Origin of the sequence: Streptomyces sp. NPDC127197, assembly GCF_042672405.1 — a bacterium.
GTDB lineage: Bacteria > Actinomycetota > Actinomycetes > Streptomycetales > Streptomycetaceae > Streptomyces > Streptomyces flavusporus.
The window spans coordinates 1-14136 of record NZ_JBHXVG010000077.1; the positions used below are offsets into that span (position 1 = coordinate 1).

At 70.0% G+C, this 14136-nt stretch carries 13 protein-coding genes and 5 pseudogenes; 10 read left to right on the top strand and 8 right to left on the bottom strand.

Going from position 1 to position 14136, the window contains the following annotated elements:
- Window positions 1-112 precede the first annotated feature (112 nt).
- The 3 genes from ACFVJQ_RS44140 to ACFVJQ_RS44150 form a co-directional block, all read right to left on the bottom strand.
- The gene (locus ACFVJQ_RS44140; RefSeq protein WP_385791543.1) at window positions 113-1183 is read right to left on the bottom strand and encodes an NAD(P)/FAD-dependent oxidoreductase; all 1071 of its coding nucleotides are present in this window, start codon (window positions 1181-1183) and stop codon (window positions 113-115) included.
- Window positions 1180-1707, bottom strand: coding sequence for an isoprenylcysteine carboxyl methyltransferase family protein (locus ACFVJQ_RS44145; protein WP_385517934.1), 528 nt, complete (start codon window positions 1705-1707; stop codon window positions 1180-1182). Before ACFVJQ_RS44145 ends, ACFVJQ_RS44140 begins: the two co-directional genes overlap by 4 nt.
- A gap of 173 nt (window positions 1708-1880) precedes the next feature.
- Entirely contained in the window at window positions 1881-2927 is a 1047-nt protein-coding gene (locus ACFVJQ_RS44150) for a type III polyketide synthase (RefSeq protein ID WP_385517920.1), read from the bottom strand.
- A gap of 394 nt (window positions 2928-3321) precedes the next feature.
- Between ACFVJQ_RS44150 and ACFVJQ_RS44155 the strand changes: the two are divergent.
- Window positions 3322-3501 (top strand): annotated as a pseudogene (locus ACFVJQ_RS44155) (transposase); the annotation flags it as partial.
- Between the two features lie 337 nt (window positions 3502-3838).
- On the opposite strand, the gene ACFVJQ_RS44160 reads toward ACFVJQ_RS44155, so the two are convergent.
- Entirely contained in the window at window positions 3839-4681 is an 843-nt protein-coding gene (locus tag ACFVJQ_RS44160; protein ID WP_385791545.1) for an EamA family transporter, read from the bottom strand.
- Between the two features lie 222 nt (window positions 4682-4903).
- Between ACFVJQ_RS44160 and ACFVJQ_RS44165 the strand changes: the two are divergent.
- From ACFVJQ_RS44165 to ACFVJQ_RS44185, 5 genes and pseudogenes are all read left to right on the top strand, one after another.
- A pseudogene (locus ACFVJQ_RS44165) lies at window positions 4904-5269 on the top strand (transposase); the annotation flags it as partial.
- Window positions 5270-5731: 462 nt separating this feature from the next.
- Window positions 5732-6472: an SDR family oxidoreductase gene (locus ACFVJQ_RS44170; RefSeq protein WP_385791556.1), complete on the top strand. Its 741-nt coding sequence runs from the start codon at window positions 5732-5734 to the stop codon at window positions 6470-6472.
- A gap of 57 nt (window positions 6473-6529) precedes the next feature.
- On the top strand, window positions 6530-7429 hold the full coding sequence (locus ACFVJQ_RS44175; RefSeq protein WP_385517915.1) for an SDR family oxidoreductase: 900 nt from the start codon (window positions 6530-6532) through the stop codon (window positions 7427-7429).
- A gap of 73 nt (window positions 7430-7502) precedes the next feature.
- Window positions 7503-7835: a nuclear transport factor 2 family protein gene (locus tag ACFVJQ_RS44180; RefSeq protein WP_385517913.1), complete on the top strand. Its 333-nt coding sequence runs from the start codon at window positions 7503-7505 to the stop codon at window positions 7833-7835.
- A gap of 89 nt (window positions 7836-7924) precedes the next feature.
- Window positions 7925-8545, top strand: a complete 621-nt coding sequence (locus tag ACFVJQ_RS44185) for a TetR/AcrR family transcriptional regulator (protein WP_385791548.1) — start codon at window positions 7925-7927, stop codon at window positions 8543-8545.
- A gap of 176 nt (window positions 8546-8721) precedes the next feature.
- On the opposite strand, the gene ACFVJQ_RS44190 is transcribed toward ACFVJQ_RS44185, so the two are convergent.
- On the bottom strand, window positions 8722-9552 hold the full coding sequence (locus tag ACFVJQ_RS44190) for a helix-turn-helix domain-containing protein (RefSeq protein WP_385517908.1): 831 nt from the start codon (window positions 9550-9552) through the stop codon (window positions 8722-8724).
- Window positions 9553-9655: 103 nt separating this feature from the next.
- Between ACFVJQ_RS44190 and ACFVJQ_RS44195 the strand changes: the two genes are divergently transcribed.
- On the top strand, window positions 9656-10426 hold the full coding sequence (locus ACFVJQ_RS44195; RefSeq protein ID WP_385791550.1) for an SDR family oxidoreductase: 771 nt from the start codon (window positions 9656-9658) through the stop codon (window positions 10424-10426).
- An 8-nt stretch (window positions 10427-10434) separates the two neighbouring features.
- Here ACFVJQ_RS44195 and ACFVJQ_RS44200 read toward each other — a convergent pair.
- Window positions 10435-10819: pseudogene (locus ACFVJQ_RS44200) on the bottom strand (IS200/IS605 family accessory protein TnpB-related protein); the annotation flags it as partial.
- A 33-nt stretch (window positions 10820-10852) separates the two neighbouring features.
- Here ACFVJQ_RS44200 and ACFVJQ_RS44205 point away from each other — a divergent pair.
- A pseudogene (locus ACFVJQ_RS44205) lies at window positions 10853-10900 on the top strand (hypothetical protein); the annotation flags it as partial.
- Between the two features lie 45 nt (window positions 10901-10945).
- Here the strand turns inward: ACFVJQ_RS44205 and ACFVJQ_RS44210 are convergent.
- Complete coding sequence (locus ACFVJQ_RS44210) at window positions 10946-11704, bottom strand: histidine phosphatase family protein (RefSeq protein ID WP_385791552.1); 759 nt, start codon at window positions 11702-11704, stop codon at window positions 10946-10948.
- Window positions 11705-12010: 306 nt separating this feature from the next.
- On the opposite strand from ACFVJQ_RS44210, the gene ACFVJQ_RS44215 reads away from it, so the two are divergent.
- Together ACFVJQ_RS44215 and ACFVJQ_RS44220 are read left to right on the top strand one after the other, a co-directional pair.
- Complete coding sequence (locus ACFVJQ_RS44215; RefSeq protein WP_385517902.1) at window positions 12011-12676, top strand: response regulator; 666 nt, start codon at window positions 12011-12013, stop codon at window positions 12674-12676.
- Window positions 12673-13779, top strand: a complete 1107-nt coding sequence (locus tag ACFVJQ_RS44220; protein WP_385791554.1) for a sensor histidine kinase — start codon at window positions 12673-12675, stop codon at window positions 13777-13779. The genes ACFVJQ_RS44215 and ACFVJQ_RS44220 overlap by 4 nt, the downstream gene beginning before the upstream one ends.
- 17 nt (window positions 13780-13796) lie before the next feature.
- Here the strand turns inward: ACFVJQ_RS44220 and ACFVJQ_RS44225 are convergent.
- A pseudogene (locus ACFVJQ_RS44225) lies at window positions 13797-14027 on the bottom strand (IS200/IS605 family accessory protein TnpB-related protein); the annotation flags it as partial.
- Window positions 14028-14136 lie beyond the last annotated feature (109 nt).

Below are 14136 nucleotides of genomic sequence, written 5' to 3' on the forward strand. Positions count from 1 at the left end.
GCCCAGGGGGCGAAACCCCTCTTCCTGCCCTGCTCCGCAGCAGTCCGATTCCTCCCCGGCCTGAAGGCCGGGACATCCTCGGAGGTTCCAGGTGATGTGCAGCGTGGGGTGTTCACGGGTCGGCGAGCTGGTTGACCGCGGCGCGGAAGACCGTCGGCGCGGCCAGGCATGCGGGCACCAGCAGCGAGCGGGCGCCAGGGTGGGTGGTGGCGAGGACCAAGGTGTGGGTGAGCCACCGGTAGCGGCGCGTCAGGCGCCGCCAGGCGTGCCCGTAGCGAGCGGGGGCGTCGGCGACCAGGGCGTCGACTGCGGCTTCGGCCTGGGCCAGTGCCAGGCTGATGCCCTCGCCGGTGAGCGCGTCCTCGTACCCGGCTGCGTCACCGACGAGCAGGATCCGGCCCACGACGCGGCGCGCCGGCTGCTGCCGTATCGGGCCGGCGCCGCGCACGCTGGACGCCGGGGCGGCGTGAGCGAGCCGATGGTGCAGGTGAGGGAAGGCCTCCAGCAGCCCGGCGTAGGCGTGGTGTGCCGCCGCGCCCGACGGCGTGGCGTCGGGGCGGTACAGGACGGCGACGCCCACCTGGTCCGCAGCCACGGGGGTGATGTACGCCTCGGCATGCGGGCCCCAGACCACCTGCACGTTCTGGCTCCAAGGCTCGGTGTGCCAGTGCCGGCGCAGTCCGAAGCGGCGCGGGAACCCGCGCCGGACGGGGACACCGAGGTGGCGGCGCAGCGGGGAGTGCAGACCGTCGGCGGCGATGAGCCAGCGTGCGCGCAATCCTGCGGCGTTCACCCCGGTGGCATCCTGCGCCGCTGCCGTCACGCGGGCATCGAGCCGGTGAGCGCCGACGGCGTGCGCGGCGGCAGACAGTGCGGCCTGTAGTTCGGTGCGGCGCACGCCCATCCCGGGCCCGGCTCGGAACGGCGCGTGCGCCCGGCGGCCGGACAGATCCAGGTAGTCGATCCCGGTCAGCGGCGCCCCTGCCGGGCACACCCCCAGGGCGTGGAGCCGTCGCACCCCGCCGGGCATCAGCCCTTCGCCACATGCTTTGTCCACCGGGTCGGGCCGCTTCTCACAGACCGTCACGGACATACCCGCCCGCGCAGCGTACAGCGCGGCGGCCAGCCCGGCCGGACCCGCGCCGACGATGAGCAGATCGGTGTCGTACACGTCGCGGCTCACGCTGAAAGTCCCAGCGCCGCGTTCTCCACCCGCAGGCGCACGGTAAGGACCGCGGCATTGGCAACGGTGAACAGCAGCGCGGTCAGCCACGCACTGTGCACCAGCGGCAGCGCAACACCCTCGGCTGCGACGACCAGGTAGTTCGGATGCCGCAGCCACCGGTACGGGCCACGCCGCACCAGCGGCAGTCCCGGAACGACGATGACCCGGGTGTTCCAGCGCGGGCCCAGCGACCACACGCACCACCACCGCAGCCCCTGCAGCAGCACCACGGCACACAGCGCACTCCAGCCCAGCACGGGGATGAACGCCCGCCGCGCGACGGCGACTTCCGCGAGGATGCCGACCAGCAGCGCCGTGTGGACGGCCACCATGACCGGGTAATGGCCTCGTCCGTGTTCCACACCACCGCGCACCTGAGCCCATCGGGCATGCCGCCTGGAGACCACCAGCTCCGCCAGCCGCTCTGCGGCGACCGCCGCCACCAGCACGATCAGCCACGCTGGCAGCATCCCCATGCGCATCACCACGCTGCACCGCTGTCCGCCGGGCCGGCCACGGCCTGCGGGCACCAATCAGTCCTGCCAGGCGGCGCGCATGATTGCCTGACAAGCTCGGACAAGGGCATACGCCGACTCCTTGAAGCGGTTCGAAGGCGGGCAGACGGCAAGCCGCCGCGGTCAGGGGACGTTCTGGGTCACCAGCGCAGCAGGACCAGCTCGCTGGCGAAGCCCGGCCCCATCGCGGTGAGCAGCCCGACGCAGCCGGGGGTGGGTGGTGCTTCCAGCGTCGCCCGCAGCACGTCCAAAACGGACACCGACGACAGGTTGCCCCGCGTCGCCAAGGAATGACGGGTGTGGGCCAGAGCCTGCTCGGGCAGGCCGAGGGCACGCTCCACCGCGTCGATGACCTTGGGCCCGCCGGGATGGCAGATCCAGGCGACGACATCGCCGACCGTCAGGCCGTGATCGGCCAGGAAAGCGCTCACGTCCTTGGGCAGTTCCCGCTCCGCCACCGTGGGCACGTCCGGGGACAGCACGATGCCGAACCCGTTCGCGCCGATCCGCCAGCCCATGACGTCGGTGCTGTCCGGGTAGAGCCGGCTGCGGGTGGCCACGACCTCCGGCCCGCGGCAGCCCCGGGCCCGCTGCTCCCCCACGGCAACGACCGCCGCAGCACCGTCCCCGAACAGGCTCGTGGCCACCAGATTGGCCAGGGACCAGTCGCCGCGCTGCACCGTCAGCGAGCACAGTTCGACCCCCAGCAGCACCCCGACCTGGTCAGGAAACGCCCGCAGGTAGTCGTGCAACCGCGCGATGCCCGCAGCCCCCGCGGCGCAGCCCAGACCGAACAGCGGGATGCGCTTGACGTCCTGGCGCAGCCCGATCCGCTGCGCCAGGCGGGCCTCCAGCGACGGCACAGCCAGGCCGGTCACCGTCGTGCTGATCACCACATCCACCTCGTCCGGCTCCACCCCGGCCGCGCTCAATGCCTCGTTCACCGCCTGCTCGCCCAGCTCCAGGGCTGTGTGCAGCCAGGCACGGTTGGCGCCGGCGAACCCGTCCAGCGCCGCGTACTGATGAAGCGGCAGCGACAGGTTCCGCGTGACAACCCCGGCGTTCGCCGACACCCTGCCCAGAGCACGATGCGCACCCGCAGGTCCGGGGAGCAGATCCGCGAACGCCGTTGTGATGTCCTCCTGCCGGTACTGGTGCGGCGGCACAGCCACCTCGACCGCAACCACCCGCGGCCCGGCACCGTCCCCTCCCCCCTGCGGTTCGCTCGTCGCCCGGTCCACTGCCCGCCCTCACCTCGATGCCACCCGATGCCCACAGACTACGGACAAGATCGCCGCGAACGGACAAATGGGAGAACAGAGGGGTGATATCTCCACTAAAGGGCTAAGGGGTCGTTTTCTCTCGTGAAGCGCGCTTGTCCCTCCTCCCTCTTTCGAGGAGGAGTCGTCGTTCCGGTGGGTCTGGCGGAGTCAGTGCGTCGGATGTGCCCCAAGGGGTGACGGCTGGGGCGGGCTATGGCTTGCGCCTGTCTCATCCCAAGACGCCCGTCGCGTGGCCCGTGCTTCCGCCGCTTGCGGTGCACGCCTGGGCGCACGCCCTCACCGGCGGTATGTCCAGGTCATGGCCGAACGTCGTCCGTATCCCAGTGATCTGTCCGATGCGCGCTGGGCGTTGATCGAGCCGGTGCTGAGCGCTTGGCGGGCCGAGCGGCGCCGGTATGCACTGAATATCGGACGCCCGCCGGAGCACGATCTCCGCGAGATCATGAAGGCGATCCTGTACGGGGACCGCACCGGGGTGCACAAGCAGCGCGTCGAGAAGGTCCTGGAGGACGCCCAGATCAAGCTGACCAGCGTGGTCACCGACCTGTTCGGCGTCTCGGGCCGGGCCATGCTCGCCGCACTCATCGCCGGCGAGCGCGACGCGAGGGCCCTGGCCGACCTCGCCCGCGGCAACCTGGTCCGCAAGAAAGCCGCCCTCGTCGAAGCCCTGACCGGACAGTTCGAGGATCACCTGTCGGCGTACAAGTGAAAGTGCTCAGCCCGGTACACGGAAAAGTGCACAGCTTCCGCTGAGGCGCCGAAGCGTAGGAAATGCAACCGGTCGATGCCGATGTGGCTTCTGTGCAGGACGATCGTCACTCCAAGGTAAGAAGGATGACGGCGGCGGTTGCGCTCACCAGGCCGGCTGCCTGTGCCCGGGTGACCTTTTCGCGCAGTACCAAGAGTCCGAGAGCCGTCGGGATGACCGGATACAGGGAGGCCAGGACGACAGCGATGGCCAACATCTGCTCTTGAGCGGCCCAGAGATACAGGATGAGGGCGAGGGCCGCTCCCGCCCCGATCAGAACAGCCCAGCCCAGCCGCCTTGCTGGTTGACGAAGGTCGGAACTGTGCCGCCAAGTGCTAGGCACCAGGAGGACTACTGCAGCGATCCGGCCGACGACTACGGGCCACAAGCCGCTGGCCCGGTCTGCCTGGGCGAGGGAAATGTACTGCACGGCCACCCCCAGACTGGCGACCAAACCGTCCACCGGCAGCTGTCCAGGCTGCGGCCGGTCCTTGCCACCGGTGGTCCCCCCGGAGACGAGCCACAGCGCGGGCATGGTGACGCAGATGCCCGCCCACGCCAGTGCAGTCGGTCGGTCGCCGAGAAAGCTCACGCCGCACAGCGCAGACAGCGCCACCCCCGTGACGGCGCTCACCGGTATCACCACGCTCATAGGCCCGCGGCTCAGGCCGCGATTGAGGAAGTGCATAGCCATGGCACTTCCGGCCCCGGATAGAGCTCCCCACACCACATCCGCATGGTGAACTGCCTGTGCCGGTACGGAGAGAGCGCATACGAGCGCAAGCAGCATGCCCCCGATCTGTCCGAGGAAGGTGACCACGGCGAAGTGGACCTGGCGGGACAGCAGCCCGCTGGCGAAGTCCACGAGACCGTAACAAGCCGCAGAGGCCAACGCGAGAAGAGCACCCATCCGCATAACGTGCCCGAAACCGCCGCCTCAATCCTTTGGCAGGGATCACGCCGGGCGGTGGGGACGCCCTTCGTAAACGGCATCCGTGACACGTGGGGCGCCACGATGCGGACCAGCAGCGTCACCGGCCGGCCCTTGGCACGCGCGGGCGGTGCACTTTCACTTGTACCCATCTGTGCACATGCGGGTGTACGCCGACATCACCACGGCTTTCTCTGCCAGATGCCGCTGGACAGCGTCGACCACCTCACCACGCAGATCGCCCGGCTCACCGAGCAGATCACCACCGCCGTCCAGAACCTGCCTGGACCGGAGAGAGACGCACGGCCCGGTCCGTCACTGGTCGAACGGCTGGACGCGATCCCCGGCGTCGGCATCACGATCGCCCACGTCCTGCTTGCCGAACCCGGACCGGACATGGGCGTGTTCCCCACCTCCGACCACCTCGCCAGCTGGGCCAAGCTCACCCCGAGAACCACCCAGTCCGGCGCCAAGCGCGGCGCCAGCCCCACCGGGCGGGGCAACCCCTGGCTCAAGGGCGCCCTCGGCGAGGCCGCCACCGCCGCCTCGCGCACCGACACCTTCCTCGGCGCCCGCTACAGACGCATCGTCAAGCGCCGCGGCCGCAAGAAGGCTCTGGTCGCTGCCGCCCGCTCGATCCTCGTCATCACCTGGCACCTGATCAACGACCCCGACGCCGAGTATCAGGGACCTCGGCTCCGACTACCACCAGCGCCTCATCGACCCGACCCCCCGGACCCGCGACCCGGTCCGCCAACTCAAGGCCCTCGGCCACGAGGTCACCCTGGCTCCCGCCGGTTGAACAGCGACTCTCCTCAAGCTCTGGCCAATGAACGCGTCAGCGTGCCCGCGACCTGGGGGATTTTCCGTTCAGCTTCTCACGTCCGGGACCAGGTGACGCGACCGTCCCGGACACAGCCCTGGGCGGTCTACGCAACCCAGAAAGACCTCTCCCCTGATATGGACGCCGCGTTCATTTCGTGCTTATATGTACGTGGCGTTCATTTGAAGGGTCGAAAGGAGAACACCATGAGCACCTCCACCACCGATCGCGTCGCGCTGGTCACCGGCGGCTCGGGCGGCATCGGCCGTGTCGTGGCCGAGCGGCTTGCCCAGGACGGTCTCGCGGTCGCCGTGCAGTACGCGGGAAACAAGGCCAGGGCCGAGGAGACCGTGGCCGCGATCATCGCGGCCGGCGGCCGGGCCCTGGCAGTGGGAGGCGATGTCGCTGACGAGACCGCGATGAGCGCGGCGTTCGACGCGGTCGAGTCGGCCTTCGGCGGCGTCGACGTGGTCGTGAACACCGCCGGCATCATGATCCTGGCGCCGATCGCGACGTTCGACCTCGCCGACCTGGACCGGATGCACCGCACGAACATCCGCGGCACCTTCGTGGTCTCCCAGCAGGCGGCGCGGACGGTCCGCCCGGGTGGCGCGATCGTCAACTTCTCGACCTCGGTGGTCCGCACCCAGCTGCCGGCCTACGGCGCCTACGTCGCCAGCAAGGCAGCAGTCGAGGGCCTGACCCTCACCCTGGCCCGTGAGCTGCGCGGCCGGGACATCACCGTCAACGCCGTCGCGCCCGGCCCCACCGCCACACCGCTGTTCCTGGACGGCAAGGACGACGCCACCGTCGCGAACTTCGCCCAGGCGACCCCGCTCGAGCGGCTGGGCCGGCCCGAGGACATCGCCGAGGTCGTCTCGTTCCTCGCCGGCCCCGCGCGCTGGGTCAACGGACAGGTCCTCTACGCCAACGGTGGCCTCGCCTGACCCCTGCCGCACACGCAAAATCCCGCCCCCCTGTCACTGCTGAAAGGAACCACGTCCATGTCCACCACCGGCAACGTCGTCGTCATCACCGGCGCCTCCAGCGGTTTCGGGGCGCTGACCGCCCGCGCGCTGGCCGACGCCGGCCACACGGTCTACGCCGGCATGCGCCAGACCACCGGCCGCAACGCGCCCCAGGTCAAGGCCGCCGCCGACTACGCCAACGAGCACCACGTCGACCTGCGCTCCATCGAACTCGACGTGAATTCCCAGGACTCGGTCGACACCGCCATCGCACGGATCGAGGCCGAGCACGGCCGCATAGACGTGCTGATCCACAATGCCGGGCACATGGTGACCGGACCGGCCGAGGCGTTCACCCCCGACCAGCTCGCCGAGCTCTACGACGTGAACGTGCTGTCCACCCAGCGCGTCAACCGCGCCGCGCTGCCGGGCATGCGCCGACGCGGACAAGGACTGGTGATCTGGGTGTCCAGCACCAGCGTCAAAGGCGGCACCCCGCCCTACCTCGCCCCCTACTTCGCCGCCAAGGCCGCCATGGACTCCCTCGCGGTGTCCTACGCCGGCGAACTCGCCCGCTGGGGCGTGGAAACCTCGATCATCGTCCCCGGCTCGTTCACCAGCGGCACCAACCACTTCGCGCACTCCGGCCACCCCGACGACATCACCGTCGAGGCCGAGTACGAGACCAGGTACGCCGGCCTGATGGACCAGGTGGCGACCAAACTCGCCGCCCTCGCCCCCGAGGACGCGACCGCGTCGCTGGTCTCCGACGAGATCGCCCGCATCGTCGCCCTGCCCGCCGGACAGCGCCCCTACCGCGTTCACATCGACCCCGCCAACGACGGATCCGAGGAGGTCTCCGAGACCGCCGACCGCATCCGCCGCGAATTCCTCAACCGCATCGACCTCGCCGACCTGCTCACCGTCCAGCACTGAAACCCCGGGTCTGGTACGGGAGGACGGACTCAGCCCTCCCGTCCCTGCTCCACTCAGCACCGAGGCAACCACCATGACCACCATCGAAACCCCGGCCGCCATCCAGACGTTCATCGAGGCGACCAACCGCGGCGATGCCGAGGCCTTCGCCGCCGCGTTCACCCACGACGCTGACCTCAACGACTGGGGCCGCGAGTACCACGGCCGCGACGGCGTGCGCGCCTGGGACCGCACCGACAACATCGGCGTCCAGGCACACTTCGAGCTGGACGCGATCGAGCCCGGCTCGTCCTGCGACATCTATGTCGCGACCCTGACAGTGACCGGCAACGGCCACAACGGCACCGGCCCCATGACATTCCACCTGCGCGACGGGCTGATCGCGAGCCTGCGGATCACCCCGTGACACCGGCCGCGACACCACCCGCCGACTCGACCACGGGCAGCGCCCACCTGGAAACTGACACGACCCCCGGCAACCGAGCAGGAGCACACGTGGAGAACAAGGCGAACGGCCCCGCCGTCAAGGAAGGCAACGGCCGCGGACGGGGGCGCCGGCCCGCGGACGAGGTCCGAGCAGACGTCCTGCACACCGTCGGCGACCTGCTGCTCACCGAAGGCATCGCCGACCTCACCTTCGAACGCATCGCCAGGGCATCGGGCGTCAGCAAGACCACCCTGTACAAATGGTGGCCCTCCAAAGGAGCGCTCGCCCTGGACGGCTACTTCCACGCCGTCCAGGAAACGCTCGCCTTCCCCGACACCGGAGACATCCGCGCCGACCTGCTCACCCAACTTCGTGCCTTCGCCCACGTGATGACCCAGACCCCAGGGGGGCGAGTACTGGCCGAGCTGATCGGCGAGTCACAGACCGACGAGGACCTGGCCACCGCCTACCGGAAGCTGTACTCATCGCACCGGCGCCGACTGGCGGGAGAACGCCTCCACCGGGCTCAGGAACTCGGCCAGATCCGCACCGGCATCGACGTGCAGGTCCTCGTCGACCAGCTCTGGGGCGCCGTCTACCACCGACTGCTCATCCCCGACGAACCTGTCACCGACGACTTCATCGTCGCGCTCGTGAACAACCTTCTGGACGGAATCCGCCAGAAGTAGTGTGGTGGTGCCCGCAGTGATGACGGCGGCGCGGTGGTCGGTCAGCCGCCTGCCCGGATCGTCGTTCCAGGGGGCAGATGGCACGCGGTCGCCCACGATCAGCGAACTGTGGTCGAGCGCTTGAGTCGGCACCCGGCTGAGTTTCAGGTCGGCTGGGCGGGCGCCGCGGCGCCGGCTCAGGATTCCCGGGGCGAGGTCGCGGCCAGCGAGCCGAGGAGCGCGAGCGCCTCGCTGCTGGGCGAGGCGGGCTCGGCGTGGTAGACGACGAGCTCCTGGCCCGGGGCCGAGCGGACGTCGAAGGTCTGCATGGTCAGTGTCAGCGGCCCGACGTCGCGGTGCTCGAAGCGCTTGCGCTCCAGCGCCTTGCCGCGGGCGTCGTGGCGGGCCCACAGCTCGGCGAACTCGGGGCTGTGCTCCAGCAGTTCGGTGAGCACCTGCCGCACCCGCGGGTCGTCGGGCGCCGCGCCGTGGCCGAGCCGGAAGCCGGCCACGGAGCCTGCTGCGACGTCGTGCCAGTCACGGTAGAAGGCCCGGGCGGCCGGGTCGGTGAACACTACCTGCATGAGGTTGCGCGAGTGCGTCCAACCGTGGAAGAGCGCGTCGGCGATGGCGTTGGACGCCAGGACGTCGTACGCGCGGTTGTACACGATGGCCGGGTTGTGCGGCCAGGCGTCCATGAGCGCCAGAAGGCTCGGCTCGACCCGGCCGGGCACGGCGACGGCCTTCGCGCGCGGGCCGATGTCGGCGAGCCGGAACAGATGCCGGCGGCCGTCCTCGCCCAGCCGCAGGGCGGCGGCCAGGGCATCGAGGACCTGCGCGGAGGGCGTGCGTTCCCGGCCCTGCTCCAGGCGTAGGTAGTAGTCGGCACTGACCCCGGCGAGCAGGGCGACTTCCTCGCGCCGCAGTCCCGGCACCCGGCGGTGCCCGGTGGCGGGGAGGTTCACCTCGGCCGGGGTGACGCGGGCGCGCCGGGCGGTGAGGTAGGCGCCGAGCTCGGTGCGTGGCATGCCGCCATGGTAGGTCCGGGCCCGGCCACTGTGCCTGGGTGCGCTGCACCCAGGAGGACGCCGCCTCTCCCGCGGGCGGTCCGGCCGGGGCAGCCTCAAGACCATGACCACACAACAACCGGAAAACGCCGCGCCGGCCAGCCGCAAGGTCGTCCTCGTCACCGGCGCCAGCAGCGGCATCGGCGCGGCCGTCGCCGCACGACTCGTGACAGAGGGACACCAGGTGGTAGCCGGCGCGCGCCGCACCGACCGCCTGCAGGCACTGGCACAGCACACGGCCGAGGCGGCCGGCCGTTCCGGCGGCGGCCTGCAGCCGGTCCGGCTGGACGTGACGGACCGCGCGGACGTCGCGGCCTTCGTCCAGGCCGCCCGCGACCGCCACGGCCGCGTCGACGTCCTCATCAGCAACGCCGGCGTCATGCCCCTGTCGCGGCTGGACTCCCTGCTCGTCGACGAGTGGGACCGGATGATCGACGTGAACGTCCGCGGCCTGCTGCACGGCATCGCCGCGGCACTGCCCGTGTTCACCGCGCAGGGCTCGGGCCACTTCGTCACCCTCGCGAGCGTCGGCGCCCACGAGGTCGTGCCTACCGGCGCCGTCTACTGCGCCACCAAGTACGCGGCCTGGGCGATCACCGAGGGTCTGCGCCAGGAGTCCGACCCCTCGATCCGGGTCACGACCATCTCGCCCGGCGTCGTCACCTCTGAACTCGCCGACACCATCACCGACGCCGGCGCCGCCGACGCCATGCGCACCTACCGCGCCCACGCGATCGGACCCGACGCCATCGCCGGCGCGGTCTCCTACGCCCTCGCCCAGCCGCCCGACGTCGACGTCAACGAGATCGTCGTACGCCCGACCCGCCAGCGCTGACACCGTTCCTAATCAGTGAGCAGGAGTGAGTCTTGGACCCATACCTGGTCACTGCGGACATCCCGAACGGTTTTGGATGTCCTGGTCGCCCGCTTTCGCTCCGCGTCCGGTGACACGGATCGTGTCCGTGGTCCGGGGATGCGGGGGCGGGTTCCCTCATGCCCTGGGGTGCCCGGTCCGGCCTGGACGGTCCGATGCCCGCGACGATCACTCCGGTCGTCGTGGGGCGGTGCCGTCCGTCGCCGGATCGGGTGGCCGAGGGCGCGTCTGCCGATCGCGATGCTCGCGGCATCGTGTCGGGTGGGTTTCCTGGGTCTTGCCGGTGAGGGGTTTCTGCCAGTACTTGGCACCCCATCGGGAAGTGTAGGCGGGGTCAACGGCGATCAGAGGGATAAGGAGGCCGAGGCACAGGAGTGGACACCCGTGGTGCCCTCGGCCGACGTCATCACCTGCAGCATCGGGGACATGCTCATGCGCTGGAGCGACGACCGGCTGCCGTCCAACTTCCACCGCGTGAAGTCACCAGGACCGGATGACGACCGGGGGGCGACCCGAAGCCCGCAACGCGAGGTCGATCCGGTAGTCCGGGCGGTGCCGGCCGTCCTCCTGTGGGGTGTCGGCGCGAACGGCGCCGGTCTGGCCGGTGCGGGGCCGGCCCGCACCGCTCGCACGGGTCCTGGGGCAGTAGGGGGCAGCGGTCCACGTGCTGCTCCAGACGCCGTCGCGCCGCGTCAGGCAGACTGTGCAGTGGGGCGGTACCTCAAGTTTCCAGAAGGCTCGTGCTGGTGCGGACAGGGCATGGACGAGCAGCGCCTGGACAACAGCCGGCTCGACGATGGCCAAGGCTCGGCCCGTCTCAGGGGGCAGACTGCTGAGCCAGTTCGCGGTCCGTTGGCAGAGTTGGCGTACGGTTTCGCCCCCGTGTGGTGCGGCATCCGGGTCGGTGAGCCAGGCGCTGTATCCGTGCGGGTCTGCGGCGACGATTTCGGCCGGGGTGCGGCCGCGCCATGTGCCGTAGTCGATGTCGCGCAGTGCCGGCTCCGCTGTGGCCTTCAGCCCGAGGAATGCGGCGGTGAACGCGCAGCGGGTGGAAGGCGACCGCGTGGTCGACGACTGGGGCGGAAGCGCTGCCAGGGCGGCGCCTGTCTCGTGGAGGTCGTACTCACTGAGTGGGGCGTGGCCGAAGATCGCATCTGCGGATGTAACTGGGGGGTGCACGCCCAGAACTGTCAGGCGGATCGTCATGCGGCTGCCCTCCTGTTCGGTTTGCTCCTGCATGACGCCGGAGGGTGTGACACCGCCAGGTCGCTTCGGATCAGCGGCGACGGTGACGTCCCTCTGGCGACAGCAAGCGGTCGACCACGGCCACCGGCGCCGTCTCCCAGAGCGCGGCGGTCGACACGTTGCACGTCACGTTTTCAGGCTTCGCGAAACCTCCTGCCATATCCATCCGGCAGGAGTCCGGAACGTCCCCGCCGACTGGCTGGCTCCGGCCCCGCCACCTGGACGGTCTCGGTGTGGGCAAGCGAGGCGCTTGTCGACGTGGTACGACGGACAGTGACCCGATGGTGAGTGGGAGCACGCATGATCCGGGTACTGGTGGTCGACGACGAGGCGCTGATCCGTACGGGGTTCAGGTGCATCCTGGACGCCGCCGACGAGATCGAGGTCGTGGGGGCGGTTCCGGGGGGAGAAGCTGTCCAGGTGGCGCAGGAGACCCACCCTGATGTCGTGCTGCTGGACATCCGCATGCCGGACGTGGACGGACTCACCGTCCTCGCCGATCTGTCTCGACTGCAGCAGCCCCCGGTGGTGGCCATGCTCACGACGTTCGACATGGACGAGTACGTGGCCACGGCCCTGCGCTGCGGCGCGGCAGGCTTCCTGCTCAAGGACACCGACCCGGAGGAGCTGCCGTTCCTCGTGCGCGCCCTGGCCGACGGGGGGACCGTCCTGGCGCCCAAGGTCACGCGGACGGTCGTGGACGGATACCTCGAGGCCGGCGGCCAAACACCTGCCACGCACGGTGTGGACCGGCTGACCGACCGCGAACGCACCGTACTCGTCCTGATCGCCCAGGGACTGTCCAACACGCACATCGCCGCCCGGATGCACCTGAGCACCGGCACGGTGAAGGACCATGTGAGCGCCATCCTCACCAAGCTGGAGGTCAGCAGCCGCGTCCAGGCGGTCGTGGTCGCCGAACGGGCCGGACTGCTCAAACCGCCCCGCGACCCGGAGCCGGAATGATTCCCCGCCCCCCGGCCCGCATGCTGCGGAACACTGCGTTCGTCGTCGCAGCACTGCTTGACGTCTGGGTCCATGTCGCCCCGGACGAGCCGCTGAGCCTGGCCTTGGCCCTGGCCGCTGCCTGCCTGCTTGTGCTGCGTCGGCGTTTTCCGCTGCTCATCTTCCTGCTCACGTTGCCCGCCGTCCTGGTCTCGGATGCGATCTTCGCCTGTCTGGCCGCGCTGTACACCCTCGCCACATTCACCCGGCACCGGACTCTCCTGGCCCTCTGCGCCCTGGCGTACACGCTCAGCGACATGACCTCGTGGTCGCCGTCACCGCAACTCGTTCTTTGGAGCCCCTCGGGCCTGATCGCCCTGGGCTATACCGCGGCAACGGCTGCGGCTCCCGTCTTCCTCGGCCAGCTCGTTCAGGCCCGGCGGGACCTGTCCCTGCGGCTCGCCGAGATCTCCCAGGCGCGCGACCACGAGCGCAGGCTGAGCGCGCAGGCTGTCCTGGCCAAAGAACGCGCCCAGCTCGCCCGCGAGATGCATGATGTGGTCTCCCACCAGGTCAGCCTGATAGCAGTGCAGGCCGGGGCACTGCAGGTCGGCACGCAGGACACCGTAGCCAAGCAAGCCGCAGCCACGATACGGCGGCTGAGCGTGCAGACGCTGGACGAACTGCGGCACATGGTCAACGTGCTGCGCGACTCGCACAGCCGCCCTACGGAACTGACTCCACAGCCGTCCCTGACCGACCTGCGGCGGCTGATCGACAGCAGCGGCATTGACGCCCACCTGACGACGGACCTGCCCGGCGGCCTTCCACCGACCCTGCAGCGCGCCGTCTATCGCACCATCCAGGAAGCGCTGACCAACGTACGCAAACACGCCCCCGGGGCCACCGCCACCGTGCGCGCCTCCTACGAGGACAACGCCGTCCGCGTCACGGTCAGCAACAGCGCGCCCACGCGGCCCGCCGTCCCCCTGCCCAGCGCGCATTACGGCCTGGTCGCCCTGCGACAGCGCGCCGCCCTCCTCGGCGGCACCGTCACCTCCGGCCCCACCGCCGACGGCGGCTACCAGCTTCGCCTGGAACTGCCGGTCAAAAAGGCACGGTGACCGAGAAGAGACCGTTCCTAATCGGTGAGCAGGAGTGATTCTTGGACCCATGCCTGGTCACTGCGGACATCCCGAACGGTGTTGGATGTCCTGGTCGCCCGCGTTCGCTCCGCGTCCGGCGACACGAATCGTGTCCATGGTCCGGGAATGCGGGGGCGGGGTCCCTCATGCCCGAGGGCACGCCGGTCAGCCTGGACGGTCCGATGCCCATGCACATCGCTCTGGTGTGCACGGGGCGGTGTCGTCCTCCCCCAGTGCCTTAAGACGTCGTCTCATTTGGCGAGTCGGCGATAGCAGATCAATGTGCAGGCGATGCTGGTGAAGGCGAGGAAGTGGTCGGCCTTGCGCTCGTAGCGG

Bases quoted from the DNA above. Each gene is read 5' to 3' on its own strand.
- ACFVJQ_RS44145 (WP_385517934.1), bottom strand. From the start codon at position 1,707: ATGCGCATGGGGATGCTGCCAGCGTGGCTGATCGTGCTGGTGGCGGCG.
- ACFVJQ_RS44160 (WP_385791545.1), bottom strand. From the start codon at position 4,681: ATGGGTGCTCTTCTCGCGTTGGCCTCTGCGGCTTGTTACGGTCTCGTG.
- ACFVJQ_RS44170 (WP_385791556.1), top strand. From the start codon at position 5,732: ATGAGCACCTCCACCACCGATCGCGTCGCGCTGGTCACCGGCGGCTCG.
- ACFVJQ_RS44175 (WP_385517915.1), top strand. From the start codon at position 6,530: ATGTCCACCACCGGCAACGTCGTCGTCATCACCGGCGCCTCCAGCGGT.
- ACFVJQ_RS44180 (WP_385517913.1), top strand. From the start codon at position 7,503: ATGACCACCATCGAAACCCCGGCCGCCATCCAGACGTTCATCGAGGCG.
- ACFVJQ_RS44190 (WP_385517908.1), bottom strand. From the start codon at position 9,552: ATGCCACGCACCGAGCTCGGCGCCTACCTCACCGCCCGGCGCGCCCGC.
- ACFVJQ_RS44195 (WP_385791550.1), top strand. From the start codon at position 9,656: ATGACCACACAACAACCGGAAAACGCCGCGCCGGCCAGCCGCAAGGTC.
- ACFVJQ_RS44210 (WP_385791552.1), bottom strand. From the start codon at position 11,704: ATGCAGGAGCAAACCGAACAGGAGGGCAGCCGCATGACGATCCGCCTG.
- ACFVJQ_RS44215 (WP_385517902.1), top strand. From the start codon at position 12,011: ATGATCCGGGTACTGGTGGTCGACGACGAGGCGCTGATCCGTACGGGG.
- ACFVJQ_RS44220 (WP_385791554.1), top strand. From the start codon at position 12,673: ATGATTCCCCGCCCCCCGGCCCGCATGCTGCGGAACACTGCGTTCGTC.